Annotated in this window: 14 protein-coding genes and 3 pseudogenes; 14 read left to right on the plus strand and 3 right to left on the minus strand. The window is 42.9% G+C overall.

Annotated elements, in window-relative coordinates; all coding sequences use genetic code 11:
- Positions 1-19: 19 nt before the first annotated feature.
- Positions 20-613 (plus strand): hypothetical protein, encoded by a 594-nt coding sequence (locus J2Z37_RS17725; RefSeq protein WP_209811640.1) that lies wholly within the window; start codon positions 20-22, stop codon positions 611-613.
- A gap of 113 nt (positions 614-726) precedes the next feature.
- Complete coding sequence (locus tag J2Z37_RS17730; protein WP_209811641.1) at positions 727-1,665, plus strand: patatin-like phospholipase family protein; 939 nt, start codon at positions 727-729, stop codon at positions 1,663-1,665.
- Between the two features lie 18 nt (positions 1,666-1,683).
- On the opposite strand, the gene J2Z37_RS17735 is transcribed toward J2Z37_RS17730, so the two are convergent.
- A complete protein-coding gene (locus J2Z37_RS17735; protein WP_209811642.1) occupies positions 1,684-2,202 on the minus strand; it encodes an Hsp20/alpha crystallin family protein in 519 nt (172 codons plus the stop codon).
- Between the two features lie 260 nt (positions 2,203-2,462).
- Between J2Z37_RS17735 and J2Z37_RS17740 the strand changes: the two genes are divergently transcribed.
- Together J2Z37_RS17740 and J2Z37_RS17745 are read left to right on the plus strand one after the other, a co-directional pair.
- Positions 2,463-3,671: an aminotransferase-like domain-containing protein gene (locus J2Z37_RS17740; RefSeq protein ID WP_209811643.1), complete on the plus strand. Its 1,209-nt coding sequence runs from the start codon at positions 2,463-2,465 to the stop codon at positions 3,669-3,671.
- 15 nt (positions 3,672-3,686) lie between these two features.
- Positions 3,687-4,472 (plus strand): ABC transporter ATP-binding protein, encoded by a 786-nt coding sequence (locus J2Z37_RS17745; protein ID WP_209811644.1) that lies wholly within the window; start codon positions 3,687-3,689, stop codon positions 4,470-4,472.
- Between the two features lie 36 nt (positions 4,473-4,508).
- On the opposite strand, the gene J2Z37_RS17750 is transcribed toward J2Z37_RS17745, so the two are convergent.
- Complete coding sequence (locus J2Z37_RS17750) at positions 4,509-5,267, minus strand: YheC/YheD family protein (RefSeq protein ID WP_209811645.1); 759 nt, start codon at positions 5,265-5,267, stop codon at positions 4,509-4,511.
- A gap of 140 nt (positions 5,268-5,407) precedes the next feature.
- Here J2Z37_RS17750 and J2Z37_RS17755 point away from each other — a divergent pair, with 140 nt between their 5' ends.
- The 9 genes and pseudogenes from J2Z37_RS17755 to J2Z37_RS17795 all read left to right on the plus strand — a co-directional run.
- Positions 5,408-8,821, plus strand: coding sequence for a PD-(D/E)XK nuclease family protein (locus tag J2Z37_RS17755; protein WP_209811646.1), 3,414 nt, complete (start codon positions 5,408-5,410; stop codon positions 8,819-8,821).
- Positions 8,799-12,395, plus strand: a complete 3,597-nt coding sequence (locus J2Z37_RS17760) for a UvrD-helicase domain-containing protein (protein ID WP_209811647.1) — start codon at positions 8,799-8,801, stop codon at positions 12,393-12,395. Before J2Z37_RS17755 ends, J2Z37_RS17760 begins: the two co-directional genes overlap by 23 nt.
- 65 nt (positions 12,396-12,460) lie before the next feature.
- Positions 12,461-13,270, plus strand: coding sequence for an Fpg/Nei family DNA glycosylase (locus J2Z37_RS17765; RefSeq protein ID WP_209811648.1), 810 nt, complete (start codon positions 12,461-12,463; stop codon positions 13,268-13,270).
- A gap of 203 nt (positions 13,271-13,473) precedes the next feature.
- Complete coding sequence (locus J2Z37_RS17770; RefSeq protein WP_209811649.1) at positions 13,474-13,914, plus strand: hemerythrin domain-containing protein; 441 nt, start codon at positions 13,474-13,476, stop codon at positions 13,912-13,914.
- A gap of 646 nt (positions 13,915-14,560) precedes the next feature.
- Positions 14,561-15,118 (plus strand): annotated as a pseudogene (locus tag J2Z37_RS17775) (AAA family ATPase); the annotation flags it as partial.
- A gap of 20 nt (positions 15,119-15,138) precedes the next feature.
- Positions 15,139-15,366 carry a hypothetical protein gene (locus J2Z37_RS17780; protein WP_209811650.1) on the plus strand — a complete coding sequence of 76 codons (228 nt, stop codon included), beginning with the start codon at positions 15,139-15,141 and terminating at the stop codon, positions 15,364-15,366.
- A gap of 550 nt (positions 15,367-15,916) precedes the next feature.
- A pseudogene (locus tag J2Z37_RS17785) lies at positions 15,917-16,283 on the plus strand (GNAT family N-acetyltransferase); the annotation flags it as partial.
- 183 nt (positions 16,284-16,466) lie between these two features.
- Positions 16,467-16,592, plus strand: coding sequence for a hypothetical protein (locus J2Z37_RS25880; protein WP_280922235.1), 126 nt, complete (start codon positions 16,467-16,469; stop codon positions 16,590-16,592).
- 659 nt (positions 16,593-17,251) lie between these two features.
- A pseudogene (locus J2Z37_RS17795) lies at positions 17,252-17,568 on the plus strand (NUDIX domain-containing protein); the annotation flags it as partial.
- A 410-nt stretch (positions 17,569-17,978) separates the two neighbouring features.
- On the opposite strand, the gene J2Z37_RS17800 reads toward J2Z37_RS17795, so the two are convergent.
- Positions 17,979-19,415: a sigma-54 interaction domain-containing protein gene (locus tag J2Z37_RS17800; RefSeq protein WP_209811651.1), complete on the minus strand. Its 1,437-nt coding sequence runs from the start codon at positions 19,413-19,415 to the stop codon at positions 17,979-17,981.
- Between the two features lie 245 nt (positions 19,416-19,660).
- Between J2Z37_RS17800 and J2Z37_RS17805 the strand changes: the two genes are divergently transcribed.
- Positions 19,661-20,818, plus strand: coding sequence for an acyl-CoA dehydrogenase family protein (locus tag J2Z37_RS17805; protein WP_209811652.1), 1,158 nt, complete (start codon positions 19,661-19,663; stop codon positions 20,816-20,818).
- The last annotated feature ends 97 nt before the right edge of the window (positions 20,819-20,915 follow it).

A 20,915-nucleotide genomic window follows, 5' to 3' on the forward strand; every position in this document is an offset into this window, starting at 1 on the left:
CCTAAGGAGTTGTTAGTGAATGGAAAATAATCCTCAAATGCCACCTATGCCATCTAACCCCTCGGTCCATCCCGTCAACCCACCGATGATGCCGAACATGGAGATGTCTCCCATGATGCCAAAGCCCATGGACAACATGCCAATACCCAATTCCATGATGAATCAACCAATGATGCCCAACCAAATGATGAATATACCACCAATGGCACAGGAAGAACATCACATGATGAATCAACCGATGATGCCAAAAATGCCCAAAATGCCAAATAAGATGAATATGGTACCACTCTTAAAGCACCATCCGATGAAAAAGCCGGGTTCTTCCAAACATGAAATGAAGCTGCAATTTCATATGGAGAAGTTGTCCTACTACACCAATAAATGCCACAAACACAAACACCATCGACCGAAATATCATTACTACATGAAAAAGAGGAAATACCACCAGGATAAATGTCATTACTATATGAACAAGTGTGGCATGCATGATTCTTACGGTTCGGGTTCTTACTATGAGTCCAGTATGTCCTCTTCAAGTAAACATGGCTGTCACTCCCACAAACAGTATGATTCTTGCATGCCGCATCATCATTATGGATCATGTTGTGACTGATACTTCAAGAAAGAGAAGCTTAACCCAAGCGCGGCGATCTTGGGTTAAGCTTTTTCTGTGTTCTGGTCTACTCCTATCTCTACCTTTATAAAATAAAGAAAGGGGGTGTAGGGATGAGGGTAAATGCTATTTTTGAAGGAGGGGGGATTCGAGGGCTTGCTTTTCTTGGGGCAATCGAACAAATGGAGGCCTTTGGTTATGAATGGGGGCAGCTAGCGGGCACTTCCGCGGGTTCAATTATGGCGACATTACTTGCTGCAGGATATAAAGGCAAAGAAATTACAGAGAGGTTACTCCAATTCCCTTTTAATCAGATTGAAAAGAAAACAGGGATTGGCAAGTTCCCGTTGTTTGGACCTTGGCTCTGTTTGGCTTTTCATAATGGTTTGTATAATCCCATCATATTAGAACAGTGGATACATCAATTGCTGCGGGAAAAGGGGATAACGACTTTTGCCGACTTGCCTCCAAACAAATTGAAAGTAACGATCACCGATCTCACTGCGAATCGAATGTCTATATTGCCTGACGACCTCGCATTTTACCAAACAGACCCCGCCACCTTTCCTGTTGCCACCGCAGTTCGGATGAGCTGCAGTATTCCCTACATTTTAAGACCATTAAAATTAAATGGAAATGTAATTGTTGATGGTGCAGTGCTGAGTAAGTATCCTATTTGGATTTTCGATACAACAGATGTGCCGAAATGGCCAACTTTCGGTTTTCGTCTATCCGGTCCAGAATTCATTCAACAACCTAAAAAAATAGCTGGGCCGTTAGACCTTAGTATTGCCTTAATTCGTACAATGATGGATTTCCACGATCAACGGCATTTGGATTCGCACAGTGCTGTAAGAACGATTTTTATCAAAGGGATTAAATTGCGAACAACGGATTTTTACTTGACAGAAGAAGATAAGCTGGAGCTGATTGAACTGGGCAGGAAATCCACCCAGAACTTCCTGCGAGATTGGAATTTCCAGAAATATATACAAACATATTGGGCGTTGGATAAAGTTGTAAATCTAAATACGAAGGGTGGTTACAAATAACGGAAAAATTTTCCGTTATTATATCTCTGTCACGACATAGACAAGCCCTGTGTCTGAATTCGACCCTTTTGTAAACTGTAGTTCAAGAATTCCATCGCGATACTTCGTTTTTACTTTGTTAGACAATACTTCATCAGGTAAAGTGACCTCCCGAATAAACTTCCCGTATGTCCTCTCACGCTGGATTAAGAAGTCAGAAAGGTCATGTTGCTTCGTTTTTCCCTTAATGTAAAGCTTTTTGCCATCGCGCAGGGCGACTTTCAAGCTGTTCCGATCAAGTCCTGGCAATTCACAGCTAACTATAATTTTACCTAAGGTTTGAAAGAGATCTAGTGGGGGATGCAAAGCCGTTTCCTTAACAGTCTCTGAAGTTTTTTCAGCTGTGACAGGAGGCTCCCACTGACTCATTTGCTGCCAAAAGGGTTGGTTAAAGAACTTTTCCAGTTCAGGCAAATGACCCCAAGGATTTTCACCCAAATGAGAAATCCGCCCAGTAGCTTGCTGCAACTGTCGCATGGCATCATGAAAATGCTTCATTCGTTTATCCCTCCTCTAGTCAGGATATTCAGGGTAGGCGTTCGTGGTTTATATTTTTCTACGATCGGGGGTCAGACTCAGTCGAAAGTTACCGAATCAATAATCTTGCAAAGATCAGGCCAGATTAATCGCCTGTTCGACATATTTCGGCTGAGGTCTGTCCCCTAAAGGACTAGAATTCTATCACATTATATGATAGGTTTATATAAAAACTAATGACTTTTCAAAGTGTGATTCAAAAATAGGAGATGAGCATTAAGATGAGATACCCTTTTGCAGATCGGGTAAAAATGGTTAAGTCCTCAGCAGTACGCGAACTGTTAAGCGTGATTCAAAGAGGTGACGTGATTTCCTTTGCAGGGGGACTGCCTTCTGAGGAGTTTTTCCCTGTACAAGATGTAAAGAAAGCTTATGATCGCGTGTTCGCTTCAGGACCTAAGGCGATGCAATATGGACTTACAGAAGGGTATACCCCTCTTCGCGATTTAATTAGTGAGAAGATGGGGCGCAAAGGAATTGAAAGCAAAACGGAAAATATTTTACTTACCACAGGTTCACAGCAAGCGATTGATTTATTTTCACGGATCATGATTTCCCCTGGTGATACCGTTTTAACTGAAAATCCGACATACCTAGCCGCCCTTCAGGTATTCCAATCCTATGAGGCAAATGTGGTGCCGGTAGAAGGAGATCAAGAGGGGATGGATCCGGAGGATCTCGAGGCTAAGATGAAGAAGCTTCGCCCTAAATTCGTTTATGTTGTTCCTACCTTCTCTAATCCTGAAGGAAAAGTGTGGAGTGAGGAGCGGAGGAAACAATTAGTCGAGCTGGCTCACAAATACAATGTAATTATTTTTGAAGATGATCCCTATGGGGAAATTCAATTCCATGAAGACGAAACCTACACCCCATTAGCAGTGATGGACGAAGAAGGGACACATGTTCTTTATACAAGCACATTTTCCAAAACGGTCGTGCCTGCGCTGCGTACCGGATGGGTAACCGGTCCTTTCCAGGTGATTCGCATGATGGCCCAGGCGAAACAGTCCGCAGACCTGCATTCTAGCTCACTGGATCAGCAGGCTCTTTATTATTTGATGGAGGATTTTGATCTAGAGAGCCATATTCGCACCCTCCGCAAAGAATATTACAAGCGCATGCTAATCATGCAGGATTATCTAAAGGGTTTGAACGACCCCAATCTTTCCTGGACCGAACCGAAAGGCGGAATGTTCCTCTTCTTGAAGCTGGAGGAATCGATTAATACCACTGCGGTGCTGATGCAGGCCGTGGAAAATGGAGTTGCCTACGTACCAGGAGCACCATTTTACGTAGGGAATCCACAGGAAAATACGATGCGTCTGAACTATACCCACTCCACACCGGATAAATTAAAGCTGGGTATGGACAGGCTAGCTCAGGTATTGAGTCGTTTAAAGAAACCAAGTGATGAACCAATAATTTTTTAAAAACGGAGAGAAATCATGATCAAATTAGATAACGTCTATTTTATCCGCAATAGCCGCGAAATTTTAGGCGGGATTGATCTGCATGTTAAAGAAGGAGAACAATGGGTCATCCTCGGGAAAAATGGATCCGGAAAAACCACCATCCTTGAGATGATCTCCGGCTATACTTTTCCAAGCAAAGGGACCATTGAAGTAGCCGGCTATCGGTATTCCCAATGTGATCTGCGGGAAGTGCGGAAAAAGATTGGCTACATCAGCCAATCATTATTGGAAAAATTGAACTTGGGGGACTCCGTCCTGGAAATCGTAGCCACCGGCGAATTTGGTTTTTTGCGATTTTATCAGGATATTCCTGCTGAAGCTTTGCAAAAAGCGGCAGAGATGATTGCGTTTGTTGGTTTGTCCCATGTAAAGGATCAGCCGATCGGACGCTTGTCCCAAGGGGAGCGGAAGAAAGCGATGCTTGCCCGTGCCTTGATGAGCGATCCCAGCATTCTGATTATGGATGAGCCCTGCTCCGGACTGGATATGTTTGAACGGGAGAAGCTGCTAGAAAACATAGAAGAGCTTCGCCAAAGGAATTTGACGATTATATATGTCACACACCATATCGAAGAAATCATGCCACTGTTTACGCATATTGCGTTAATTGATCAAGGGGAAATGATTGCTTGTGGGGAAAAAGAAAAGGTTTTAACAGCGGAAAACTTGACATCGGCATTCAACATACCATTAGTCATCGAATGGCATGATGAGCGACCTTGGGCAAGGGTAGAGCAAAAGAAAAAAGTCCAAATCTAAAAAGGCAAAAGCCGATGATCTCATGATTAGATGGGGTCATCGGCGTTTTCGTATCCTGAGAATCTGCCTGCGGATTTTCGGGTAAAGGGACTTATCGGGGTTATAGCGGAAAAGGTTAAATAGCGGTTTGGTATTGGCCTCGAGGATCCAGATCTTCAGATCTTTGTCAATCGCTAGATCAAGCCCAAGCTCGCGCAGCCCTTTAAATCTTTTACCTAGCGTTTCGGCTGTCAGGCGAGCCGTGTTGTCAACACGGTGCTTCATTTCTTTGTAGTCCTGGCCTGTGATGCCTTTTGCTTTTTTAAGTGCTTTGCGCAGGGTTAGAGGCTTCCCGCCCTGACAATGGTTGGTCACAATTCGCTTTTTTGCCGCCTGCTTACCCATTCTGCCCATGACTTTCCACTTTTTTCGCGGCTTTAACAGTAAAACGCGAAAGTCTACAGGTTTTCCTTCCACTTTAAGCAGATCAATGCCTTGTTGGATTAAATACTTTTCGCTCTTAATCAGTGGTTTAATTTTCTTCAACAGAGCGGGTAAATCAGAGTAATCACGGCTTTTCCTATTTTTCTTGTAGCGGTAGCCATCCTCTTTTTTCTTTACCTGAATGATTCCTTTTCCCCCCGTGCCATTAACTGGCTTAAGGAAGACCGAAGGATACCTGTTCAACCATTCTATGAACGTGGATTTGGTTAAACGAGCCGTATCGGGAAGTATCTGCTGGATCTGCGGCTCTTTCATGAGGGCCTTATGTTTTACCCATTTGCTACTGATATATCTCCGATGTTTCAGTTTCAATGTATCGCTCTCCTTGGGAGTGGCTTCTTACTTATCAGACTATTCATTTGTCCTGTCCTATGTTTGGGCAGGTGCTAGACTTCCACAGATCAGATCGTGTACAATAGATGGAACATGTGTTCCTTAGGGAGGAGAAAATCGTGCGGAAATTATATACAGGACCTTTTGGTCCGATGAGCCGAATCGTCTGGACACAAAAAGCAAACCAGTGGGTGGAGGAAGGGAACTCTGAGCAGTTTCTCTATATCTTGCCGACAGCGCGACTGTTAAAAGAAGTTCGAGAAAACCTGCTACAATTATCGGGCGGCATGGGGGATGTGAAACTTCTAACCTTTGACGAGATCGCAGAACAACTGGTTGCCGCCGAGGATCCTCGCGGTGAAATTTTAACTCCATATGAGTTCCAACGTTTTTATGATCAGTTGATCGAGCAAAATGGAAATCATGCATTATTAAAACCGTTGACAGCTCATTTGCATCTAAAAGGGGTAAAACGATCCCTCCTGCATATGCTCGGAGAAATGAAGCGATCCGGGATTACCAGTGAGCAGATGAAAGAGTTGCTTGAGAAGCCAGGTACAATGGCGAAGCATAAAGCATTAGCGTTTTTATACATAAAGGCTGATGAATGGCTGGACAGGCTGTCCGAACGAAATGGATATACCTGTATGACCAGGGAGTCACGCCTGCAGAAAGCGGCCCAGCTGTTAAGTGAAGGGAAGATGTTCCCCCGCTGGTTAGAGAAGATTCAAACAATCTGGGTGGACCAATTTACGGATTTTACTCCTTTACAATTTCAGATGCTGCAGGGGCTTATTTCCTTGCGGCAAGTCGAACACATCGGAATCTATTTGCCCTATCAAAGCGAAGTCTACCAAACGCTTCCTCACTTCAATCCGCTCATTCAGTCTACATTGGATTCCCTAGAGGAATTGGGGATGGAGCGTGTTTCCTTTGAAGGACAAAGTTATTCGGAAATCATCCATACGCTGGTCGGAGATTGGTTGACAGATGTGGAGCCTTCCTATACGACGCCAAGGAATGGGCTATGGAGGCTAAGACAGCAGCTGTTTACCCGCCAACAATTGCCCGAACTTGCCCAAGAGAGTGTGGTGATCATCCCGTGTACGTCGACTAAGCAAGAGGTGACAGTGGTTGGTAAGCTAATTAAGAGCGCCCTACTCGAATCACCGGAGCTGAAACCATCGCAAATCGCTGTGATTTCAAGAGATTTACAAAGTGTTCAACCGCTCATTCAAGAGGTTTTTGGACAACAGTCCTTACCCCTAGCCCTACGAGCCTCCCTTCGTTTAAGCGATACCCCAATGGCCCGTCAGCTATCCGCCCTTCTGCAGATGGAATTGACAGGATGGCACAGGGACGAACTGCTGAAGTTGTATGATGGGAATTATATGGATTGGGGAGTTTCGGTTCCAGGAGGCTTGGTTCGTTGGATAAAGCAAAAAGGGATTGTCGAAGGGAAAGCTGGATGGCTGCAGGCCGTGCAGAGGGACCTAGAAGGGCTGCAGCAGAGGCTTGCCGGGCTTCCACATGACCACACATTACTGGAAGAAGAGAAGACCAGCCTGGAAGCAAAATGGAAGCGGACCTCGCAAAACCTTCGGATGCTGGCCGCTTGGTTTGAACAAATCGATAAAATAATGGCTATCTTCCCAAAGCAAGGGAGCATGGAAGAGATGCTGCAGGCAGCTAAAGAATGGCTTAAGGCTTGTGGTATATATAACAAACTAGCGGAGAATATCAAACATCCTGCATATGACCGACAATGGCTGAAACGGGATATGCAGTCCTGGAATTTGCTGCAAAAGAGCCTTGAATCGTTACAATCCTCTGTGACCAAGATGAGGGAGCAGGAGAGAAATCTTTCCTTCGCCAGTTTTGTTCAGGAATGGGTAGAACATTGGAATGAAGCTTCTGTCTTGGTTGAGGTGGGGGATCCTGAAGGAATTGCTTGTTTTGAACCGTCGGCAGCACGAGGATTACAGTTTAAGCAGGTCTATATCCTGGGTTGCAATGATGGGGGATTCCCGATTTCCCACCGGGAAAATTGGCTGCTTGACGATCAGGAACGACAGCTTCTAGGGAAGCTTGGGAATTTGCCCGCGAGTCATCATCATAATGAAATGGAGCAAATCTTCTTTTTAATGGCTGCATCGCTTACTGAGGAACGGCTCGTTTGCACCCTGATCTCTCCGGAGGCTAATGAAAAGATGCTCGTTTCTCCTTTTTTAGAGGCCTTGGAGAAAATTCTGCCAGACTATAAGAGGCGAAGCGTAAACGACTATCAGCAATGGTTTAAGGAGATCGCCTCACCAAAAGAGTATGCCCTTTGGCTGATGCAGAAAGGGAAGGAAGCGTGGCAAGGACAGGGAGTGGCTTTGTATCGTTCCAATTGGCTTGCCAGGTCTTTGTTTCAACATGTGCTAGAAGGAGTTCGAATCGAGCATGACCGTGCTTTTGCCGGATTTACCGCTTGGGAGGGTAACCTTGGGCAAGAGAAGATCCAGCAACTTTTAAAAGAAAAATTTTCCACGCAAGTAAAATACAGTGTATCGCAAATCAATGAATATATTAGCAGCCCTTTAACTTTCTTTTTTAAACGGGTCTTAAGAGTTCAACCGATGGATGAAACGGGGGCAGAGGTGTCTGCCTTAGATAAGGGGCAGATCCTGCATGAAGTTCTGCGTAAGTTTTTTACAAATCATCTAAACAGCCCTTTGAAATTGAATCAACTTCCGCAATACCAAGCTGAGATGGGGCTACTTTTGCAGGAGGAAGCCGCACGGTTTGCGAAAGGAACGATCCATGAAGAGTCCCCTTTATGGGGCTTTGAAGTGGAGCGGATGATAGGGGAAATGGAGGCTTGGTTGGCCCAAGAAATGGATGAGCAGGGAGCCTGCAAGCCGAGGTTCTTAGAATTTTCCTTCGGTCTTCCGCTTGATCAGCCAGACCGCATCGATGCCCGCTCACAAACGGAGGAGATCATCGTCCCACTGGGGGAAGAGCTGCTCAGATTATATGGGAAAATTGACCGGATTGATTTGGATGAGCAGGGCCATTTCCGAATCCTTGACTATAAATTGAGTTTAAGCAGATATAGCGATTACAAGGAACTGGCAGACCAAACGGTAACTTACCAGCTTCCTCTTTATCTTGCGGCAATCGCAGAATGGTTGCGGGCAAATGGGGTGGAAGATCCACAGATGGTCGGTGGCGGCTTCTATAGCTTGCGAAAGAAAGAAGGTTTTAAAAAGGTAGGAATGTGGGATGAGGAAAAGCGGGATCTGGCTGGCATTTCGAAACGGGCTAGAAAAGGTGTATTCTCCTCGTTAAGCGAGCAGATCCGGTCTGATTTGGAAGAAGTAAAAATACAGCTGGACAAGCTGAGAGTGGGTGACTTTTTTCTCACCACAAGACAAAAGCCGAATGAGTATTATGCCGATAATGCTATTTTTCGCTATAACCCCATCTATCTGCGGCATAAAGAAAAAATTAGGGGGAGGATTGGACATGCAGCAGACCATTCAAATTAATCGAAACCCCAAACCCTTTGCCGGTCAGGAAAAAGCTATAACAGTATTGGATCGGAGTATGCTCGTCTCGGCGGGGGCAGGTTCCGGAAAGACCTGGGTTCTTACTGAAAGATATTTGGAAATGTTGAGCAAGGGCTATCGTCCCTCTCAAATCGTGGCGATCACCTTCACGGAAAAAGCCGCCGGAGAAATGAAGGGGAGAATTCGCGCCGCAGTACAGAAGATGGCTCTTCAGGCGGAAGATCCAGGGGAAAAACGGTATTGGGAGCAATGTGAGCAGGAGTTGAAACAAAGTCTAATTACCACTATCCATGGATTTTGTGCTCGCTTATTGCGGGCCAATCCGGTAGAAGCGAAGCTTGATCCGGATTTTTCAGTACTTGATGGGATGGAAGGCAGCCTGCTTATTCGCGATATGTTTCAGGAAGCTGTGCAATGGTTTCTCGAGCAGGGCGGCGAGGAGGCACAGGGGCTGTATCAAGAATTTGGGCAGATTTCGGCCATTGTGGAAGCGGCTTTGACCCTGTTTGAAAAACTGCGGGTTTATCATAAGACAACGGATGATTTGTGGCTGGAAACGAAGGAACAAGTAGCTGTGCAAGAGGAACGGTTCCATGCGGCCCTTCGACACTTGGACGAGTGTATTTATCAATTAAAAGATGAATTCGAGCTGATTAAAGGCGGGGCGAAAAAGCCGGCAAAGTATTTTGGTGCTTTTGAAGACTGGATGTTTCGCTATGACCAGTTACGAGCAAGGCTGGAAAGCTGTGGAGCGGCATTAAATGATCAGGATCTTCTTAGCATCCAGGATCTACTGCAAAATAAATGGACGAAGAGCGGGCCTGATCATTTCAAGGAATTGACCGATCACTTGCGTCTTGAGCTATTGCCGGCTTGGGTGAATAGCATTGTTTTACCCCGTTACCTTCCCCTTGTTCGAACGCTTCTTTCGGTAGTTGAGCAAGCTGAGAAGCTGTATCAACAGGAAAAGGAGCAGCGGATGTTGGTTGATTTCAATGATCTGGAGTCCTTTGCAGCTGCTTTGCTGAAGAACAATCCGCATGTTTGCGAGAAATGGCAAAAACGCGTGGAATTTCTACTTGTGGATGAGTTTCAAGATACGAATTCACTGCAAAAATTGATTATCGACTGTTTTACGGGTCAGGGAAAGCAGATGAAGTTATTTGTCGTGGGAGATGGCAAGCAGTCGATCTATCGTTTTCGCGGGGCTGATGTTCAGGTTTTCTACCAAATGGAACAAGAGATTGTCCATGAAGGCGGAGAAAAGGTAAGTTTGGCGATGAATTTTCGTACCCAGGCGGGGGTCATTGGCTATATTAATTCTTTGTTCTCTGTTTTAATGCAAAGGAAAGAGGACGATCCGCTTTTTTATACCGTATATGAAGATCTGGAAGCCTTCCGTAAGTTAGAGAAGCAGGAACCACAAATTGAGTTCATTCCTGCTGAACAATCGGGAAATGATCAGCGGAACGCTGAGCCAGAAGGAGAAACCTCAGAGGAAGAAGAACAACATTGGGTGGAAAAGGAAGCTGATCTCATCGCCCGCCGCTTGAAGCAGATGGTAGAAGGGCAAGAGACGCTCGTCTGGAAAAAGGAGGCTTCCGGAGAAGAAATGCCCGTTCCCGCACGATACGGGGATATGGCAATTTTATTAGCGGCCCGTTCGCAGATGCATGTATACGAATTTACTTTCCAGGAATACGGCATCCCTTATATCGTGGTAGGCGGCAGGCAATTTTATCAGAAGCAGGAAGTCCTTGATTTAATCAATCTTCTACGCTTGATTCAAAACCCGGAAGATGAGGTTTCATTGCTCGGATTTTTACGCTCTCCCTTCGTTCAGTTGAGTGATGAATCTTTGTTTTGGCTCACCAGAAACTCTACATTAAGCAGAGCATTCTTTAAGTCAGAGGATAAGCCTGGACAGATGACGGCAAAGGATTGGCAAAAGCTGATTAAGGCAAGACACTGGGTAGAAAACTGGCACCAAGTCAGTAAATGGGATGGGCTATATTCCCTGCTGCAGCAAGTGATGGACGATACTGGCTTTTTACTCACCTTAATGGCTGGTCCACAAGGAGAACAGCGGATTGCCAATGTGGAGAAATTTTTGCAGCTGGTGAGTGAATGGGTAGATAGGAAGGGGTATCACCTGTATGATCTAGTTCAGTTTTTATCCCGGATGCAGGAGGAGCAAGTGCAGGAACAGGAGGCATCTGTTGTCGAGGACCAGCGGGACGCTGTGGTGATCATGTCTGTGCATGCTTCAAAAGGGCTGGAATTCCCGATTGTCTGTATTCCTGAGCTGCGCAAGGATGTGCTGAAAAAAGGCAGTTCAACGACGAGCGTCCTGTATCAGCCAGATCTCGGTGTAGGTGTAAAGCTGCGTGAGTTAGAAAAAGGCATGCCTGGTAACGGACTGTATGAATGCTTGGCTGATGAAGAGAAGCATCGTGAGCTGCAAGAAGCCAAACGGCTGTTATACGTAGCAATGACGCGGGCGCGTGACCATCTGATTTTGGTTGGATCGAAACCGAAAGGGAAAACCAACTGGCTGCAGTGGATTATGGAGCATTTAGGCTGGGAAGAATTTGAGGATTCATTGACACAGTCTGTTATTGATCAACCGAATTGGAAGATGAAGGTGTGGTCGGGAGAGGAAATCCCTGATTTTACGAAGGTCAGCGATATCACGGGGAAAACCAATTGGCAGGCCTGGATCGAACAGGGAGAAAAGCTCGATGATCGTGATCTGCCTGACTTACCGTTGATGGAAGATTGGCAGGAAGATCGAGTGGATGAGGCTGCAAAGGCAGCACATCTTCCGATCTTGTCCGCTTCTGCTTTGATGCTTTATGAGAAATGCCCCAGATCCTTTTATTTGAACTATATCGAGGGGTTGTATGGGTTGGATGATTTCGTCCAGGTCGGAAAGAAGGATGATTCGAATGATGGTGATGGATCACTGTCTTCTACGGAAATGGGGACATTGGTCCACCGGTTGATTGAATGTTACCCAGATGGGCAGGTAAAGGATCTTGTTTCTGTGCAGGAGGAATTGTTTGGTTCAGATCGGTTGATGTCGGAAGAGGATCGGCATAAGGTGGATGTGTACATGGCGTCTTACCGGCAATTTATGGAGCGTTGTGAACCAGGGCCTTATGAAGGGGAAAAAACGCTGTTTATGATGTGGCAGGGACAGCCTATTCAGGGGACGCTGGACCGCGTGCAGTTTCTGGCTGATGGAACGATTCATATTTATGATTTCAAGACCAATCGGCTTCGGGGCACGCTTGAAGAGGCTTTAGAACCTTATCGGTTACAAGGGTATCTGTATGTTGCAATGGCCGAGAAAGTCCTCATAAGACCTGTTTCTTCCATGAAATTTGTCTTTTTGCAAAGCGGAGAGAGTATAGATTTGCCACTTGATCAAGTGGAACAAGCCAAATATCGGAATAAAGTCGAGCAGATTGTTGGCCAATTAAAACGGCAGAAAAACATAGATGAATACCCGCCATGTTCGAATCTCTCTTGCATTTGCCACCTTTTCTAACAGGTATAAAGCCTGCTGAAGAAGGGGATAAGAGTAGGAAATGAGGTCGAAGTGGATGTGATCTGATGCCTGAACTGCCGGAAATGGAGAATTACCGTAGACTTTTATCCGATAAATTGCTAGGAAGAAGGATCGTTGGTATCACCATTCATCGTGAAAAGTCTATTAATATGCCTGTAGAATCATTTACAGGGCTAACCAAAGGACAGACGATCCAGCGCATTGGACGCCGGGGGAAACAAATCATTTTCTACCTGGGAAATGAACGGGTATTGTTATTACATTTAATGCTAGGCGGCTGGATGTACCTTGGAACAGAGGAGGATCAACCGGAGCGGACCTTTCAGGTGATCCTTGATTTTGGAGATGTATCGCTTTATTTTATCGGACTTCGTTTAGGTTATTTGCATTTGTTGAGTCAGGAGCAGCTTGAAGAGGTTCTCTCTAATCTTGGTCCCGAACCGGATAGCCCTTTGTTTACGAGTGGCATGTTTAGTGACCGATTGCGCAAAAAAAGGGGAATGCTGAAACCCGTGCTAGTGGATCAGAAGGTCATGGCTGGTATTGGGAATTGTTATTCCGATGAAATTTGCTTCGAAGCACACCTTCTGCCTATGCGGAAATGTCAGGATCTTACAGATGCAGAGCTCTTGGAACTGTATCGAGCAACTCGGTTGGTTTTAGGGCAAGCCACAGAAATGGGGGGTTATATGGAGAACCCCTTATTTCAAGGCGACCGCCGAACCGGCAGCTATGATGAACAATGCAAGGTTTACGATCGTGGAGGGGAACCCTGTCTCCGGTGTGGAACACCCATCACAAAAGACGAGATCACTTCTCGGAAGACATTTTATTGTCAGGTATGCCAGCATTAAGGTGCGGGAAAGGATTTTTCCTGCATCTTTTTTTTGACTTTTGGTTGGGTTTAGCCAGAGATAAGGTTGAGCTGACGGAAAACTTTTCCTTTAAAATTGCCTTGTGACTTTTTATACAACAAGAAACTGGGATTTTGCTTAAGATGGATTTGTGAAGAACAATACAGAAATAAATAGAAACTGCAGACAAAGGGGAGATGGCGGTGGATAAGCATTTTGACGAACTCATCAGGCAGCATGATGAATTGAGAAGTCAATTAGAGGATTTGAAGGCTGACCTTAAGAATCTTTCCCAACCTTCTTATTCTTATAATCCCATGTTCGTAAAATTAAAAGATTTTTCTCTCCTCTTTTTAAGACATGTGAAACAGGAAGAGGAGAAAATTATTCCGGCATTACGCGAAATGTACCAAGCGGAAGTGGAAATGATTGCCTATATTCAAACCGAACATCATCAGTTAGTTGAGCAATTAGCCTCTTTTATTGATTGGTGTGAACAATGCATATTGTTGGAAGACCGAGGTATGCAGCCCGACAAACAAATCAAACAAAAATTAGAGAAGTTCTTCCTGGAAGTGATGAAACATCTTTACCAGGAGGAACAAGCCTTATACCCCATGATTAGGATGTATCTGGTGCGATAACAGCGTATTGCTAAAATGCGCTGTTTTTTGTTGAACAAAATGTAATGGAGTGATAAGATACCACTAAGGGTATGGGGGTCAGACCTCAGACGAAATTTGTCGAATAAACATTTTTATTTATCTTTGTAGGCGTATAAGAATCCAGAAACTTAACTAATTCGACAAATTTCGACCGAGGTCTGACCCCCGACAAATGAAATAAAGGAGGAGTAGAAAGTGGTTCAGGTTACGCAAGCCGCATTAACTGAAGTGAAAAAAGCGATCTCTAAACATCAAGATGAAATGCAGGATGTGTTTGTTCGCCTGCATATGAGCATTGGCTGAGGCGGCCCACAATTAAAACTGGCTCTGGAAGAGTCAGCAGGTGAGGAAGATCAGATTACAGAGGTAGACGGTGTAAAATTCATTGTTGCCACTAAAGCGAATGCTTATTTCAATAACACAAAAGTAGATTATGTGAAAACAATATTTGGTGGCGGAGAATTTAAGCTGCTCACCGTTTAATGTTCGTCCCGTAGAGTCCTTCGGTTTATGCTGAAGGGCTTTTTACTTCTTACGACCATTCCTACACAATCCACACTCCGCTTTCACCCATCTGGGCTCTCCCGCATACTATGCAGGTACGAAGAGAAAAGAGGTGACAGACTTGACACGGCGTGTTGGATCCATAGAAGCGCCTCACCGCATTAATGTTGTCTTGACACACGATAGGAATAAAAATTTTCAATCCCTTTCGGATTCCTTTTCTAAATTGAAATCTGAAGATCACGGGTCTATGTCGCATGATCGTTTTTTCCAAATTATTAAGGAACTCGATCATTTGGTTGGGATGAAAGAGGTTAAGGACTTAATTTACGAAATTTATGCTCTTTTGCATATTAACCAATGCCGCAGAAAACGCGGGCTGAAGGCTGACAGCCAAGTTCTCCACATGGTTTTCAGAGGAAATCCGGGAACGGGGAAGACGACAGTGGCTCGTATTGTTGGTCGTTTGTTCAAGGAAATGGGTGTCCTTTCCAAAGGTCATCTGGTGGAAGTGGAAAGGGCAGACCTGGTTGGTGAATATATTGGGCATACGGCTCAGAAAACGAGAGAACAGATTCGAAAGGCTTTAGGTGGCATATTATTCATTGATGAAGCGTATTCACTGGCAAGGGGTGGTGAAAAGGATTTTGGGCGGGAAGCCATCGACACTTTGGTTAAGACGACGGTTTGAATTTCTATGTGTTTTCGGATGGAGAGATACCCGAAATAAAGTGGGGTGGAGATGAATTTGTTTCCAAGACCGAAGAAATTGAGCATCGGTTGGACGAGCTTAAGGAACTATACCATGTAAAACTATTGACGTTTGAGGAAATCAGTAAGGAAACAAGTATCGACTGGTGGACGGTAAAGGACCTGTTTGAAAAGAAGGGATTGAGCGGTTTAGTTTACCGGAACGTGCAAGATTAAAGAGGGAAAAGGATTTTGACTTTCTTCATAAGTTACATTTTGAAGACAAGATTGGAATAACAGATCTGTATCGAAAAGCACGGATTTTCTCCACCTTATGTAAGAGCAGTGTTGGCGGACAAAGGGATAAAAACAGTTAAGTGGCATGTAAATCAGTACAGGTGATATTTATAGTTAATCCATTTCATTTCCTACTTGCACCTCGGATAGCCTTGAAAACGCTGACAAAATGAGTGATATCCAGGCTTAGGGGGACTTTTTTATTTACTGATTATTACTGCCTAAAACGTTTAATAATTTTGACCCCAAGTGTGACTCAAAGGTAATAATAAAATCAGAGGAATTTCATATCGTGTGATGGAAGGTGTGACCAGAAAAAGGAGTGACGAGAAATCGTTACTTTTTTATTATTTTCTATACAAGGGATAAGCGATCCGTTTCTTAGTGCGGTTCGGAATCACTTATTATAAAATCTCCAAGAGTAGGGAGAGTGAGTCCATACAAAAGAAATCATTACATACAGTTTTGAAGTTCTATAGGCTGATTTTTATCTGAAGAAGTAGCTGATGTATTTCGAGATTCAGGTATAAAAAGACCTGTCGACCAACTGGAACGCTTACAACGTATGATTGATAATGCAGATATAACAATAACTTGTTGGGATGATAATAGACCCAACCCATTGGAATTGCTCGTGCAATTACTGACTACAGCTATTGTTGTTACTTATCGATTTAGCAGTCGATAAAGCATACCAAAACCGTGGAATAGGAAAACAATTGATAAAGGATCTGCAAAAACAATTAAATGAAGAAACATCGCTGTTGTTGTTATCTGCTCCTAATGCCATGGATTATTATCCAAGGGTGGGATTTAATAAAGCAGAAAATGCATTTCTTATTCAAAGAAAACGGTAAGTTCTTGGGCTAACGAGATTAGATAGTGGAATAACAATATAAATAATACATATTTGTAAGGCTCCAATGTCTAGACATCTCCTATTACGGTAAACGGGAGATAAGTTGAATAAGTGGGAACTTTTTTATCCAGACTTGTAAATAATGTGTTGGAAAATAAATACGGTTTTGGGAGGTTTAAAGATGGACTACGGATTATTAATTATTGGTATAGCACTTTTACTTGTTTCATACTTGGTAGCAGTTAAAAAGCAAACGTGGTTATTAGCTAGGTTTAATGAAAAAAAATTAAGAATAAATCCTTATTAGGCAAACTGACAGGGGGAGCTTTTTTTCTACCGTAGGATTGTTAGTAGTTATACATAGTTTTATTGACTACCCTTATGAAGCAACTGTTCTTGTAGTTGCTATGTTGGTTTTATTAACTATTACTTATGTATTTATCAATAGAAGGTTGCTCGATTAATTATTCTAAAGGGAGTTAGGTTCAATAAGCGAGATCGAATAAATGTTAAAACTGAGTGCGAAAAAAATAAAAACGTTCCAAAAATGTCTAGTATGTGGGTACTAAATACAGTTTTTAAGGGGACGTGTTTTATATCAATTTTGATTAGTTTATATATTTCATTACCTTGAGTCTTTGGGAATTAAGAGAAGGTGTAAATAGAAGACAATACATAAGTTTATGCTCACAGGTTTATTTTTGTTGGTTATCATAACCCAGCAGCCTTCTTTTTCGCAGGGGTTAAGAATCTCTTTCATTTTGCAAGTAATATAGTAAAATAAAGATGAACTGGAAAATTGTAGCTATTGTTCCGCTAACTAGGTAGGTTAGTGACCGAGGGCTACATCTTTTATAAAGGCACCTATTGGCATAAAAGGTCCGAGGGGAAAGGTTCAGCGTATTTGTTATGCGTTGAAATCTTTCTCCTCGGACCTTTTTAATTATTTCGAGGGAGGGTTATTTTATGGAGAGAATTGATGATATAAAAGCTGGTGGTGCAGTTATTATTCTGAATAAAAAAAACGGAGTTTTGTTGCAAATAAGGTCTGAAGTAGGACTTTGGGGTATTCCTTTAGGGCATATAGAAATAGGAGAAACAGTTTCCGAAGCAGCTATAAGGCAGGTAAAAGAAGAAACCAATCTAGATATAAGAATTAAAAAGCTTATTGGTGTGTACTCTGCCCCTAATTCACAGCTGTTTGCTTATCCAAATGGTAAAGTAGTACATTTTATAACAACCTGTTTTCTTCTGAAATTACCGGTGGAGAACTACGATGTAATTAATCTGAATCACTAGAAATTAAGTTTTTGAACAACAGAACCCACCTAAAAAAGTCAGTTCCTTAACGTACAGGAAATCGACTTTTTTTAGGTTAAAATTCGTTTAGCGTATAAAAATTTCGAAATGTTGGCGGTATCCCTTATAGTTATGACCCTGTTGAATATTTTAAAATAATAAAAAGCCAAAACTCCAATGCTACTTGAGATCCTAGGCTTCCGCTAGCTAGGATCCCTTCTGCCATCCTTGAATGGCGTGAGTCATCTGGGTAACCCTGGCCATTCAAGGATGTTATGTGTTTTTTCTTAGATGAGTTGGCACCAGTGATCGGCACCTTTAAAGCGTTCACGCTTTAGATCTGGCAGGCAGTCCGCGACAGCTGAGTCATGCAGAAAAGTGCTTTGAAGTGGTCCTATAATAACTTTTTAATTTTGTACCTCTCCATTTTACGCGTTAAGGTAGTTCGATGGACACCGAGAAGCTGGGATAACTCATCGATGCTATTTATCTGATCAAGTTTTTGAGAAATAAACTGCTTTTCAAACTCGGCGATTGCTTCTTTCAGGTTATTCGTATTGATTTGAGGCCTATTGTAATCTCTTATATTTTCAGGAAGTCGATTGGGATGAATCATACCATCATTCATAATAATTGATCGCTCCACGAGGTTTTCTAATTCTCTTATATTACCTGGCCAATGATAGGCGTACAGACAATCGAATGAATCTGGACTAAAAAATGTCTTTTTTTGATATTTGTTATTAAAAAAATTAGTAAAATGCCAAATCAAGGAGATCATCTCATCTTTTCGTTCACGCAAGGGTGGGATGGTAATCGGAATGACGTTAATTCTATAATACAGATCCTCTCTAAATAATTTCTTATCAATAAGTTTGTTTATATCTTGATTTGTAGCCGCTATGATTCTAACATCCACCTTAATACTCTTCGTTCCACCTACTCTCATAAATTGCTTGTCCTGTAAAAAGGTTAATAATTTTACTTGTAAAGAGGGACTCAATTCTGTAATTTCATCCAAAAATACAATCCCTTTATGGGCTAATTCAAATATACCCGGCTTCCCACTGGCAAGTGCACCTGTAAATGCACCTTTCTCATATCCAAATAGTTCGGATTCCAAGAGTTGTTCAGGGATTGCGCCACAATTGATAACGTAAAAAGGATAATCTTTCCTTGAACTGATGCTATGCAAGTATTTTACCAACATACTTTTACCCACACCTGATTCTCCCATTATTAGTAAGGAAGAGTCTACATTTTTTACCCGGATTAAAATATCCATGACTTTCAGCATTTGCTCGCTTCTAGCAATAAAGTTATAAGGGATCGCATCCAATCTATCTCGTGTTTCTTGTAGTTCCGATTTATATTTCATAATTAGTTTCTTATTTTCTTGCAGTTGTTTGTTAGTGTTATTTAGATCCGTAAGATCACGAATAAAGCTGACCGCCATATAAATTTCATTTTCTTTATCAAAAACAGGGCTTACAGATACAAGAACCTCTTTCCCATTATGAAGAATGTTCTGTAGTCGGGTGACTACTCTTTTTTCTCTAAAAGCCATTTGAACAATGGATTGATCATAAAAGCCTAAGTTTAGTAAATCACTAACATTCTTCCCAACCATTTGTTCTGGTAGAACGCCTGTTATCTTGCTATAAGACTGATTAACTTTTAAAACTCCACCTTCTCGGTTGGTAACAACGATTCCATCATAAGCTGCATCAACGACAGCATCTAGTTCACGAGAAACCAAGCATGACGTATTGATGATACACACATCCTTTTCGTTTAAGCAATTCTGCACAAACTGTGCAATGATGCTCAACACTAGTAATTAAAGGTTTTCTTCTTAATTATTATATAAAACACATATTATATTTGCAATTTTGCAAGTTTACAAACCAACCAAGCAACTGAACATCCAGTTGGATAAAGTCTTTTTACAAGATAGATGTTGGCACACGAATTGCATTATTTAGATAATAAACTACCCAAATTGCACAAGAGTGGAACTAGTAAAGTCTGAAAACTTGTTGGTTCCAAACAAAGACTAAGAAAGGGGCGTGCAAAATGAATTTTCAGATTCCAGATTCGGTGAAAGAAATTCAACAACTAGTACGAAGCTTTGCAGAGGAGGTAATAGCTCCACGTGCAAAAGAAATCGATGAAAAAGATGAGTTCTTCCCGGATATTATGCAAGCGGCTGGGGAGATGGGGATTCTGGCTATGGAACTGCCAGAGTCTGTAGGAGGGATTGACAGTGGTGCTTTGGCAACCGTGATCTGCAATGAAGAAATTGCAAGGGTAAGCGCTGCTGTATGCAATGTAATTGGTGCAGTCCGGCTGCAGCTTTCGCTCATTCATCAGTTTGGTTCAAAGGCTCAGAGAGAAAACTGGATCCCGGCTTTAAGTAGCGGGAAGAAAATAGGCTCCTTTGCCATTACGGAACCTGGTGCAGGATCCGATGTTTCCAATATCAAAACCACAGCAGTTAAAAAAGGAGATTATTGGGTTATTAATGGGTCTAAATGCTTTATCACGCTTGGGCCTGTCGCAGATATGGTCATTGTTTTAACGAAAACAGATCCCTCCAAGGGAGTCCGTGGAATGACTAGTTTCCTTGTAGAAAAAGGGACACCTGGTTTCTCAGCGGGACCTAAAGAACCTATGATGGGACAACATGGTATCCCCATTGGTCAGCTTTATTTTGATAATTGCTGTGTTCCTGTAGAAAATATGTTAGGTGAGGAAGGACAGGGATTCAAAATCATGATGTCCGGATTGGATGGAACTCGCTTGGATATTGCAGCCTTATCGCTTGGTCTTTCCCAGGCTGCTTACGAGATGGCAGCCGCTTATGCAGCAAGCCGGAAACAGTTTGGTCAGGAGATCGGAAATTTCCAAGGAGTGGGATTTATGTTGGCTGATATGGCAACGGAAATTGATGCCGGACGATTCCTTTTGTATCGTGGCGCTCAACTCCGTGATGCCGGGTTGCCCTTTACAAAAGAGGCCTCCATGGCCAAGTATTACTGTTCGGATAATGCCATGCGCCATACCACAAATGCCGTCCAAATCTTTGGTGGATATGGATACAGTAAAGAATATCCACTGGAAAGATATATGCGAGATGCAAAGATTTGCCAAATTTATGATGGTACATCTCAGATTCATCGAATGATTATTACACGAAAAATTATGCAGGAACAGAAAGAGAAAGGACTTTAAGGTAATGGAAATCTAGAAGTGGAGTTTATACTTTTTTATGCTGAGATAAAGATAGATCTTATAGGAAGCGAGGGTGAAGCTTTTGGACAAGCGTATG

It is taken from the genome of Ammoniphilus resinae (assembly GCF_017873965.1).
Lineage (GTDB): Bacteria > Bacillota > Bacilli > Aneurinibacillales > RAOX-1 > Ammoniphilus_A > Ammoniphilus_A resinae.